Consider the following 11,112-nt stretch of genomic DNA (forward strand, 5'->3'; position numbering starts at 1 on the left):
CATGAACGTGCTCACCCTGCGCTGCCCAGGTTTTCCAACCCTGCTGCGAGTATCGGCCATTGCTGGCCTGGCCTTGCTGCCGCTCACCAGCTGGGCATCGGCGTGGCAAGTCAGCGTCGATGAACAGAATGGCCTGCCCATGGTGACCCACGGTGGTGGGCCGGTGATGAAAGCCAAGTTCGACTTCTGGGCGGCCAACTGGAGCTGGACGGGCTTCGCCACCGCGTTCAAGGTCAATGGCCCCTACCACTACACGCTGCAAGGCAAGAACAAAGAGCTGGACTTCGACCTGGCGGCGGATATCCGCAAGGCACAGGCGCAAACCCTGAGCTGGGCCTTCGACCTCGACGCCCATAGCCGCCAGGCCGGGGTGATGGGTGGCGGCATGGTGTTCCAGTTCGACCCGGCGCAAATTGCCGGGGACATGGGCGCCCCGCAACTGCTGCCCGGCAACCGTGGCTGGTCGTGGGGCAAGACTGAACAGGGCCGGCGCATCGAAATGCGCTTCGACCCGCCACTGGCCAAGGTGTATTTCGAGCGCGGCAACCCGTCCGAACTGCGTGCGTTCATCTACAGCGACCCGATCAGCGCTGGCCGGCAGCAGATCAAGGCGGTGCTCAACATCACCGGCGACATCGACCTGGGGCCCACGCCCAGCGAACGCTTCGGCCTGGTCGACCCCGTCGGTTGGCCCGACGACCAACTGGACTGGCGCACCTCGCCAGTGGACCTGTCGTTCCTCAATGCCGCGGAAAAGCCTGCCGGCAAGCGCGGCTTCGTCAAGGCCGTCGGCGAACAGCTGATGTTCGAGGACAACACCCCGGTGCGCTTCTGGGGCACCAACCTGTCCGCCTATTCGTTGTTCAAGAGCCCCGACGAAGAAATCCGCCAACAGGCCAAGCGCCTGTCGGCACTGGGTTTCAACCTGGTGCGCCTGCACCACCACGACTCGCCATGGGTCAGCCCGAACGTGTTTGGCGACGGCTCGCTGGTGCGCGATACCCAGCAACTCAGTGCCGAATCGCTGCGCAAGCTCGACCTGTGGATCAAGGCACTCAAGGACGAAGGCGTCTATATCTGGCTGGACATGCATGTGCAGCGTGCGCTTACCGCCAATGACCACATCGATGACTTCAAGGAACTGGCCAAGGGAGAGGAACGCGTTGACCTGAAGGGTTACGCCTATGTGAACAACAGTATCCAGAACGCGATGAAACGCTTTGCCGAGCAGTACCTGACCCATGTGAACGAATACACCGGCCTGGCTTACAAGGACGACCCGGCCATCGCTGCCGTGCTGCTCACCAATGAGAACGACCTCACCCAGCATTATGGTAACGCCCTGATGCCGAACAAGGACGTACCGCGTCACAGCGGGCGCTACATGGAGGCGGCCAAAGCCTTCGCCAAACGCTATGACCTGCCCACCGATCTCACCTGGCGCGCCTGGGAGCATGGCCCTTCAAAGCTGTTCCTCAACGACCTGGAACAACGCTTCAACGCCGACATGATCGCCCACCTGCGCGGCCTCGGTGTGAAAGTGCCGATCGCCACCACCAGTACCTGGGGCGGCAATGGCCTGAGCGCGCTGCCGGCACTGACCGCAGGCGATATCATCGACGCCCATAGCTACGGCGCCAATGGCCAACTGGAGAAGAACCCGTTGAGCAGCGACGGCATGATCGACTGGATCGCCGCGGCCCAGGTGGTCGGCAAGCCGCTGACTGTCACCGAGTGGAACGCCGAGCCCTTCCCGCTACCCGACCGCCACTCGCTGCCGCTGTACGTGGCCGGCACCGCCGCTCACCAGGGTTGGGACGCCATGCTGCAGTACGCCTACAGCCAGCAGGCCTTCAACCCAGGCTGGCGTACGGCGGATAACTGGCACGCGTACAACGACCCGGCGATGATCGCCACCCTGCCCGCTGCCGCCCTGCTCTATCGCCGTGCGGATGTGAAGCCTGCCACTACCCGCTACGTGTTCGCGCCGACGCCCGCCACCCTGTACAACCAGGAGGTCACCCCACGCAACTCGCCGCTGCTGCGCACGGCCATGGAAAAGGGCCAACTGCAGATCGCCCTGCCACAGACGCCGGAGTTGCCCTGGCTGAAACCCGCCGCCATCCCCGCCGGTGCGCAGGTGCTGCACGACCCGGGGCAGTCCCTGCTGCCAGCCGACGCCACGGAGGCAGTCAGTGACACGGGTGAACTCAAGCGCAACTGGCAACAGGGCATCTACACCATCGACACACCGCTGACCCAGGCCGCGACCGGCTGGCTGGGAGGTCGCTCGATCAGCCTCGGCGCCATCCAGGTGCAAGCACAAACGCCGTACGCCAGCGTCGTCGTGCAAAGCCTGGACGGCAACCCCCTGGGCCAGTCGCGCGAGCTGCTGGTGTCGCTGGGCACCCGTGCCGTGCCCAAGGCCGATGACAAGACACCGTTCAACGTCGAGCCGCTTGCCGGCACCCTGAGCATCAAGGCGCCTGCTGGCCTGAAGCTGTTCGCCCGGGATGCACAGGCACAGTTGAAACCGTTGCCGATGGCTTACCAGGATGGGCGCTACAGCATCACGTTCGACGGCAAGTACATGTCCAACTGGCTGTTCTTGAAATAGGGTATATGGCCATCTACCCTCACAACAGACCTGTAGCTGAAAAGCGCGGCTGTACAACAGCAGAGTCCAGGAGGCATGGATGAAGTTTCTGGTTGTCGGTGGCGCAGGCTACATTGGCTCGCACATGGTCAAGCACCTGCTCGGTGCAGGCCATGAGGTAGTGGTGGCGGACCTGGTCTCGCCCGGCCCCGGCATCCAGTGGGCGAAACTGGACATCGCCGACGAACCCGCCCTGGATGTGCTGTTTGGCGTTTGCCGTTTCGATGCCGTGTTCCACTTTGCCTCGTTCATCCAGGTGGGCGAGTCGGTCAGCGTGCCCGGCAAGTACTACCAGAACAATGTCGCGGCCACCCTTGCCCTCCTGCAGGCCATGGTGAATGCCGGTATCAGGTACCTGGTGTTTTCTTCCAGTGCTGCGGTTTACGGCAACCCGCAGTATGTGCCGATCGACGAAGCGCATGCCAAGGGGCCGATCAACCCGTATGGGCTGAGCAAATGGATGGTCGAACAGATTCTCGAGGACTTCGACCGGGCCTACGGCTTGAAGTCGGTATGCCTGCGTTACTTCAATGCCGCGGGTGCTGACCCGGAAGGCCAGTTGGGCGAGTGCCATGACCCGGAAACCCACCTGATCCCGCTGATCCTGCAGGCTGCTTCGGGCCGGCGTGAGGCGGTGACGGTTTTTGGTCGGGATTACGATACGCCGGATGGCACCTGTATCCGTGACTACGTGCATGTGGCCGATCTGGCGACGGCGCATGCGTTGGCGGTGGAATATCTACTGGCGGGTGGCGAGCGCACTGCGTTCAACCTGGGCAATGGCCTGGGCTTTTCGGTGCAGCAGGTGATCGATACGGCCCGGGCGGTGACCGGTCGGCAGATCAAAGCCCTTGACGCGCCGCGCCGAGCTGGTGACCCGCCACGGCTGGTGGCAGATGCGAGCAAGGCGCTGCAGGTGCTGGGCTGGCGGCCGGAGTTTGCCTCGCTGGAGCAAATTGTGCGGCATGCGTGGCAGTGGGAGTTGCAGTATCCCTGGACTGCGCGCCAGACCTGAGGTTCGGAAGGCGCTGCGCCTCCCTGTGGGAGCGGGTTCACCCGCGACCACCGGCGCAGCCGGTGCCATCCACCGCGTCGCCTGCTTCGCGGGCATGCCCGCTCCCACAGGATCCCCGCCAGCCGAAGGAGTGCGCCATACCTGTGGGAGCGGGTTCACCCGCGAACACCGGCGCAGCCGGTGCCATCCACCGCGTCGCCTGCTTCGCGGGTGAACCCGCTCCCACAGGGACCCCGCCAGCTGAAGGAATGCGCCATACCTGGAGGAGCGGGCGCGCCCGCGAACACCGGCGTAGCCGGTGCCATCCACCGTGTCGCCTGCTTCGCGGGCATGCCCGCTCCTACAGGATCCCCGCCAGCTGAAGGAATGCGCTGTACCTTTGTGTCTCGAAAGGGCTGCAAAGCAGCCCCGGGATCTGAAGCTTCAGTAATAGGTCCGTGGCTGCTCGTCGGCCTTGTTCAATACCGTCCCGACCAGGTTCACCCTGGCCAGGTGATGCAGGCAATCCTCGATTTCCTTCCTGTTGTTCATACCGTTGGCCACCACCAGCAGCACACAGTCGAACTTGGGTATCACGGTGATCGCATCGTCAGAGCTGAGCAGCGGCGGCAAATCGAAAATGCAGATGCGCGACTCGTAGCGGTTGCGCAGTTCGCTGATCAGGTTGCTCACTTTGGGCGACGACAGCATTTCGGTAGACAACGGCACCGGTACGCGCGTCGGCAACACCACAAACCGAGGCAAGGTCGGGTTGACCAGGCAGTCCTGCAGCTCGGCCTTGTCCGTCAGGAACTCGTTCAGCGCCTGATCCATGGGCAGGCCCAGGGTGCTGCCGACCTTGGGCCGACGCAGGTCGAAGTCCACCAGCAACGCGGTCTTGGTGGTGTGGTGGGCGATGCTCATGGCCAGGTTGACCGCCAGCACCGTCTTGCCCGCTTCCGGGGTTGGCGAGGTGATGGCCAAAGTTCGCCAGCCATTCTCCTCCATGGTCCTGAGCACTTGCGTGCGCAGCAGGTCGATCGGCCCGTTCATGTGCGAGTTCTTGTTGTAGGCGACGATGCGGTGACGTTCCAGGTGCTCCGCGCGCAGCGGCACCACCTTGGTGTTCACATAATCGAACTGGCCAGGCACTTCCGTCAGCGCCGTACCAGGGGCAGGTGACAAGGCCTGAGGGGTACCCGGAGTAACCGGGTGAAGATTATTGCCAACAGCCGGCTTGGTCCTGTCCATCACTGCTTCCCTATGCAAACCGAGACATGACTTTGAACAACAGCACATCCAGTGGCATGTAGAACACGTGCACCAGCACTACCATGATAGCCGCCAGCGCCAGCGCTGCCAGGATCAGCCAGTTGCGCCAACGCCTGCGCCTGGCCACATCGGCCTTGGTATCGATGTATGGCAGCGCCACCAGCACCCGCCTGCCCAGCAGGTTTTCCAGGGCTCCGACGCCGCGAATACGCTGGTTGAACATTTCCAGCAACATCACCAGCGCACCGCCACCTGCCGGTGCCAGCACCAGACCCAGCGCGGCGATTTTCTTGCGGTTGGGTTTGATCGGTTTCTCGGGCATCAGCGGTGGTTCCAGCAGTACAAAGCGCTCGGCCTTGTTCTCCTGCTCCAGGCTTTCGGTAATCTTCGCGCCCATTTCCTTGGCGCGGATTTCCTCGTACTTCTTGCGCGCGTTGTCGTGGTCACGCATCAAGGTCACCAGGCCACGCTCGACCTGCGGCGCCTCGAGGATCTCGGCCTCATAGCCTTCCATCTTGCGGGTCAGCTCGCGCTTCTGCTCGGCCAGTGAAGCAATGCGTTCCTGTGCCGCGCTCATCTTGGCACGCACGCGGGCGACATCGAGGCCGACCGTGGACGCCGCCGCCGTGCGATTGCCACTGGCTTCGAGCGCCTGGATCCTGCGCTTGACCGCCACCACATCGGGGTGGGCTTCCTTGTAGCGGCTCAGCAACTGGGCATACTCGGCCTTCAGGCTGGGCAGGTCCTGGGGCTGTTCGGCACTGGCCGCCCTGGGGCCTTCGCCGGTCTTGGTGGCCAGCCCGGCATTGGCCGCGGACAGTTCCAGTTCCAGGTAACGCAGTTCTTCCTGGGCGGCCTTGTAATCACGGTCGACCTCGCGGAACTCCAGCTCCGACCGCGACAGCATGTTCATGCGCAGGGTCTGGTGCTCGGGCAAGGCATTGGCGTGCGCCTGCTTGAAATCCGCCAGCTGGTTTTCCAGGCTGGCCAGCTCGGCCCCCAGCTTGTTCGCCTCCTGGGTGAGGAACTCGGTGGTTTCATTGGCCCGCTCGGTACGCTGCTTGAGGTTCTCGTTGAGGAACAGCGTCACCAGTTCGTCGGCGACTTCCTTGGCCACTTCCGGCTGCTTGTGCTCGAAGGACACATTGAACGCCACGGTCGCTTCACCGCGCCCGCGCACATAGGTGGTCAGGGTCTCGACCACGACGGCACTGCGCATGTGGTCGATCTTGTCGCTTTCGCTGAAGCGCTTGTCGGGGAACAGGTTGTACTTGCCGATGATGCGCAGCAGGTTCTCGCGGGTCATCACCCGCTGGCGAATCACCTCGATACGCTCATCGGCAAAGCTGGTGTTGTTGGTCGACACCAGCTCGGGCGAAATCTGCTGCGACTCCACCAGGATAGTGCCGGTCGACTGGTAGATCGGCGGCACCATCACTGCGACAGCAACGGTCGCGGCCAGGATGACTACGATGCTCACCCCCAATATCAGGCCTCGGTCCTTGATTATGGCGATGTAATCTCTGAGGGAGAGCTCGTAGTCAGACTTCATGGGGCCACCTGCCTGAAGTTCAGATGTCGGGGTACCTGTACGTCAACGTCAAACCCACGATCGTAGCGTTCGCATCGGCTTCGTGATCCTGCTGCCGCTCCTTGTACATCAACGACAGGCGCAGGTCCCAATATGGCGAAAACTGGCGGCTGGCCCACACGCTGTAAGTCTGCAGGGTGTTGGGGGTCTGCCCTTTGCTGTCCTGCCAGGCAGCGTCCGCGCCCACCCGGGTCAGCTCGCTGACGGCGTAACTCCACACACCGCGCACCTGGTCCAGTTCGGCGAAGCCGCCTTCGGCGCTGGCCACCGTGCTGCGTTCGGCGGTGAAGCTGGCGTCGGCGCGCGCACCGGTGTACAGCAGCGCAACCCCACCCTCCCCGCGTTGTCCACCCTCGTCGCCGGAAACCTCGGTGACGCCCACATGCGCATCGGCGCTTAGGCGTTCGGAGAACTGATACTTGACCCCGATCGCCGGGCTGTAGCTGTTCGAGGCCGTCGCCGTCTGGTCCTGCTCGGGCTCATAGCGCCGGGCGCCAAAGCGGCTATACACATCAGCCCGCTCGCTCCAGGCGTAGGTCCAGGTGAACACGTTGCCCAGTTCGTCGTAACCCGTCAGCGTACTGATGTCATAACGGGCACGGTTGTACGTGGTTTCGTTGCTCAAGGTGCTGCGTTCGGTAACCGCCTGGCTCCAGTTGCCGGTCAGCGTATACAGCTTTTGCGTGCCATCGGTGGTGACCACGCCAGTATCCAGCACCGTTCCCGACAGCGTCGAACTTTCGTTGTAGCGCGCCAGCAGGCCAAAACGCCCGCGCTCGGTCTGACGCTGCCAGCCCAGGCTTACATCGGGGTCCTCACGATTGTCGACCACCGCCGTGTCGGACGAGCGCAATACATGCATGCCCAGCCCCAACCTCAATTCGTCACGGTCGAAGGTACCGATCAGGGTGTAATCCGGCGCGATGATCGTGCGCGTTATGCCCTTTTCACCCGACGACAGCAGCAAGGGGTTGCTGTCGTATTCGACGGATGTCGGTACCACCACCGTAGATTGCCAATTTGCTGCCAGGACCGTGTCCGTAAACGGCAACATCAAGATTGCCGCTGTAATGCTAGTTGTTCTAAGAAGAGGCATTAAGTGTTCTTATTAAAGGCAAGATCAAGGAACGACCAGCGTATCGCCAGCCTGAAGTTGGATGTTGGTGGACATATCCCGGCCAGACACCAGGTCTCTGTATCGCACGGGCAGGATTTTTTGGGAAGCGCCGGTACCGCGGACCACTTTGATTTCGCTTTCATCGGCAAACTTGTCCAGGCCACCCGACATGCTCAGGGCCTGCAGCACTGCGGTAGGGCCCGCCATTTGTACCGCCCCGGGCTTGATCACTTTGCCTTGTACATAGACCAGGTTGCCGGCGATGCTTTTGACAACAACGCTGACGTTCGGGTCGGGGAGGTATTTTTCGAGTTTGGCAGCCACTTGTTTTTCAACTGCCGTTACATCCAGCCCGGCAACATCGATGCGCCCGGCCAGGGGAAAAGTGATACTGCCGTCGGGAAGTACGGTGGCTTCCTGGCGCAGGCTCTCTTCCTGCCACACCGAAACCATCACCACATCGCCGGGGCTGAGCAGGTAGGCGGTACTGTTCGGGTCGGCGTTACCGGCACCGGACCACACCATCAGCATGCAGAATGCAGCAAACATTGAACGCACCATGAGGGTCCCTCCGGCCAAAAGGCCCGACAAAGAGCACTGAATGAGAACAGCACACCAACTCTCGCTCCGCTTCGCGGCATATGCCCGCCGCGATGGCCTCGATTTTCCTGGAGGCCTTACCTTGACGCTGTGCAGCCTGGCTGTGCTGCCTGCAACCGTGGACCTACACGGGCTACTGGCAATATAGCAACGGTTGGGAAATTGACAAGCCAAGCCCCGGGCCGCTGCATCAGGGTAACACTCAGGCTGACGGACTCAGATCCTTCCACTGTTGGCGACTGCCACGAAGCCAACGACAGCAAATGCAAAGAACCACCCTGCAGTTGAAACAGGAATGATACTGTTCTGATTGATATACGCATCCGCCGCGCGCGCCGCACCACTTAACAGCACCAGCAAAGACATCGACTTGATAATCAGGGCCGTGCGCATACGCCCCTCCTTTAAAGAGGAAAATCAACCATTTGTTGGCGCGGTGTTCGGGAGTTGTTTCGCTGTTGAATTGAGCTTATGGGCACAATGACATTGCGTCAATGATTCGACACTATAATAAAATTCAATCAGCAATGGACGATATCGTCAAAATAACGACGGACAGATTGGCATGAAAGCTCTGCCGACAGTGGCGCCAGCGTTTCATCGGCGAGAAAAAACGTGGGGGCACACGGGCGCCCCCATCATTTACTCGTCTGCGTGGTGTACCACGACCAACAACTGCGCCGGCAGCGGTCCTACCGATCTTAGCCGGTGTGGAATCTGGGCATTGAAATGCAGAGCATCGCCTTGCTCCAGCAGCACCCGCTCGTTCATGAAGTCCACTTCCACCTGCCCGGCATGGACGAACAGGAACTCTTCGCCCAGGTGTTCCTTGAACGTGGGGTCGCTGAACTCCGACGGCGGCTGGATCAGGAACGGCAGCAGGCTGCGCTGGCCGACCTGGCTGGTGAGGGCCGCGTACCCTGGCCCTGCTCCGTCACCCACCAGGGCCTGGCGCTCGTCATGGCGCACCAGGCTGTAGCGGCTCTGGCCGGCCTGCTCTTCGGCGAACAGCTCTTCGACATTGACATTCAGTGCCCGCGCCAGCTTCAGCGCGGTGGCGATCGAGGGGGTGTTCAGGCCGCGTTCGACCTTGGACAGGTAGCTTTTGGTCATGCCGGTCTTGTCGGCCAGCAGTTCCAGGGTCATCCCCAGTTTCTTTCGCAGCAGTTTCAATCGGATAGACATGCGACGCGGGTTCCAGTCTTAAGCAGCCTGGCCATCATACGTGGACTGCCAAGGAAATGCTGGCTTGCCGGCGATGGGCCGCGCAGCGGCCCCCGACTTTACGGCATCACCGGTGGGATGTACTGCAACGTCGTACCCAATGCCCACAGCAACACCAGCACCAGTGGCACGTGCACCAGCAACTGCACGAACGAGAAGCCGATCAGGTCGCGAGCCTTGAGCCCCAGCACACCCAGCAGCGGCAGCATGTAGAACGGGTTGATCAGGTTCGGCAAGGCTTCGGCGGCGTTGTAGATCTGCACCGCCCAGCCCAGGTGATACTGCAGGTCGTTAGCCACCAGCATCACGTAGGGCGCCTCGATGATCCACTTGCCACCACCCGAAGGGATGAAGAAGCCCAGCACCGCCGAATACACGCCCATCAGCACGGCATAGGTGTCATGGGTGGCGATCTGGGTGAAGAACAGCGAAATGTGGTGGGCCAGGGTCTGCTCGTCGACGCCCTTCACCTGGGTGAGGATGGCAGCGATCGAACCATACAGCGGGAACTGGATAAGCACCCCCGTGGTAGTCGGAACCGCGCGCGCCACCGCATCGAGGAAGCTGCGCGGGCGCCAGTGCAGCAAGGCGCCGAGCATGATGAACAACAGGTTGTAGGTGTTCAGCCCGGAAATGGCGGTAATCGCCGGTTTGGTGGCGAACTCCTGGTACAGCCAGCCAGCGGCCAGGGCCACCAGCATCAGGATCAGGATCGGGCTGTGTTCCAGCCACTCGCCCGGGCGGGTGCGCTGGGGTGCCGGTGGCGCGGTGAAGCTGGGGTCGACCCCGCAGTCCTGGGCGCTACGCGCGCTGTTCGGGCCCGGGGCCGTGGCGTAGGCGATGACCAGCGAGACCACCACCAACGCCGCCAACATCACACCGGACTGCCAGAGGAAGATGGTTTCGGTGAACGGGATCACGCCGGTAATCGACAGGATCGACGGTGGCAGGCTGGCCGGGTTGGCCTGCAGTTGCGCCGCCGACGAAGACAGGCCCAGTGCCCACACGGCGCCCAGGCCCAGATAGGCGGCGGCACCGGCGGCGCGGTAGTCCATCTTCAGTTCGGTGCGCCGGGCCAGGGCGCGCACCAGCAGGCCACCGAACACCAGCGACAGGCCCCAGTTGAGCAGCGACGCCAGCATCGAGATCAGCGCCACCCAGCACACCGCCGAACGGCCATTGCCAGGGATGCGTGCCAGGCGGTCGATCAGCCGCGCGGCGGGCGGCGAGCTGGCCACCACATAGCCGCCGATGACTACGAAGGCCATCTGCATGGTGAACGGGATCAGGCTCCAGAAGCCATCGCCAAAGGCCTTGGCGGTGTCGGTCGGCTTGGCGCCCATGGCCAGGGCGCCGATGCCCACCAGCATCACCGCCAGGGCTGCGAATACCCAGGAGTCAGGGAACCAGCGTTCGGCCCAGTTGGAGCAGCGCAAGGCAAAGCGGGCGGAGCGGCTGTCTTGGATTTCAGCGGCCACGGTTCAATTCCTTTTATTGGTTTTATGAGGTGAAGCAGTACTGCCAGACAACGCAAAAACCCTGTGGGCGCGGGGGGGGGGGCGGCAGCGGGGGGGAGTATGAACACCACAGGTCGGGCGGGCCCCCCCCGCCCCCGCGTCGTGGGATAGTTGATGTTATTTTGTAATTAGTAACAAAAA

The 11,112-nt window shown here is 62.4% G+C and carries 9 protein-coding genes; 2 read left to right on the plus strand and 7 right to left on the minus strand.

Annotated elements, in window-relative coordinates; genetic code table 11:
- Window position 1 precedes the first annotated feature (1 nt).
- Together ACIQYU_RS12140 and galE are read left to right on the plus strand one after the other, a co-directional pair.
- A complete protein-coding gene (locus ACIQYU_RS12140; protein ID WP_402800026.1) occupies window positions 2-2,617 on the plus strand; it encodes a glycosyl hydrolase family 5 in 2,616 nt (871 codons plus the stop codon).
- Window positions 2,618-2,696: 79 nt separating this feature from the next.
- The gene (gene galE / locus ACIQYU_RS12145) at window positions 2,697-3,671 is read left to right on the plus strand and encodes a UDP-glucose 4-epimerase GalE (protein ID WP_233694943.1); all 975 of its coding nucleotides are present in this window, start codon (window positions 2,697-2,699) and stop codon (window positions 3,669-3,671) included.
- Window positions 3,672-4,094: 423 nt separating this feature from the next.
- Here the strand turns inward: galE and ACIQYU_RS12150 are convergent, their stop codons facing one another.
- The 7 genes from ACIQYU_RS12150 to ACIQYU_RS12180 all read right to left on the minus strand — a co-directional run bounded on the left by ACIQYU_RS12150 (window position 4,095) and on the right by ACIQYU_RS12180 (window position 10,932).
- Window positions 4,095-4,901 (minus strand): CpsD/CapB family tyrosine-protein kinase, encoded by an 807-nt coding sequence (locus tag ACIQYU_RS12150; protein ID WP_207832710.1) that lies wholly within the window; start codon window positions 4,899-4,901, stop codon window positions 4,095-4,097.
- Window positions 4,902-4,911: 10 nt separating this feature from the next.
- Window positions 4,912-6,474 carry a Wzz/FepE/Etk N-terminal domain-containing protein gene (locus ACIQYU_RS12155; protein WP_207832708.1) on the minus strand — a complete coding sequence of 521 codons (1,563 nt, stop codon included), beginning with the start codon at window positions 6,472-6,474 and terminating at the stop codon, window positions 4,912-4,914.
- A gap of 19 nt (window positions 6,475-6,493) precedes the next feature.
- Window positions 6,494-7,609, minus strand: a complete 1,116-nt coding sequence (locus tag ACIQYU_RS12160; protein WP_207832706.1) for a hypothetical protein — start codon at window positions 7,607-7,609, stop codon at window positions 6,494-6,496.
- 24 nt (window positions 7,610-7,633) lie between these two features.
- Window positions 7,634-8,191 carry a polysaccharide biosynthesis/export family protein gene (locus ACIQYU_RS12165; RefSeq protein ID WP_233694958.1) on the minus strand — a complete coding sequence of 186 codons (558 nt, stop codon included), beginning with the start codon at window positions 8,189-8,191 and terminating at the stop codon, window positions 7,634-7,636.
- Between the two features lie 255 nt (window positions 8,192-8,446).
- The gene (eppA, locus tag ACIQYU_RS12170) at window positions 8,447-8,623 is read right to left on the minus strand and encodes an EPS-associated small membrane protein EppA (protein WP_170931089.1); all 177 of its coding nucleotides are present in this window, start codon (window positions 8,621-8,623) and stop codon (window positions 8,447-8,449) included.
- A 249-nt stretch (window positions 8,624-8,872) separates the two neighbouring features.
- Window positions 8,873-9,415 (minus strand): helix-turn-helix domain-containing protein, encoded by a 543-nt coding sequence (locus tag ACIQYU_RS12175; protein WP_402800038.1) that lies wholly within the window; start codon window positions 9,413-9,415, stop codon window positions 8,873-8,875.
- Between the two features lie 98 nt (window positions 9,416-9,513).
- Entirely contained in the window at window positions 9,514-10,932 is a 1,419-nt protein-coding gene (locus tag ACIQYU_RS12180) for a short-chain fatty acid transporter (RefSeq protein ID WP_207832701.1), read from the minus strand.
- Window positions 10,933-11,112: the final 180 nt, after the last annotated feature.

This window comes from Pseudomonas sp. NPDC096925, assembly GCF_044762545.1.
Classification (GTDB): Bacteria; Pseudomonadota; Gammaproteobacteria; order Pseudomonadales; family Pseudomonadaceae; genus Aquipseudomonas.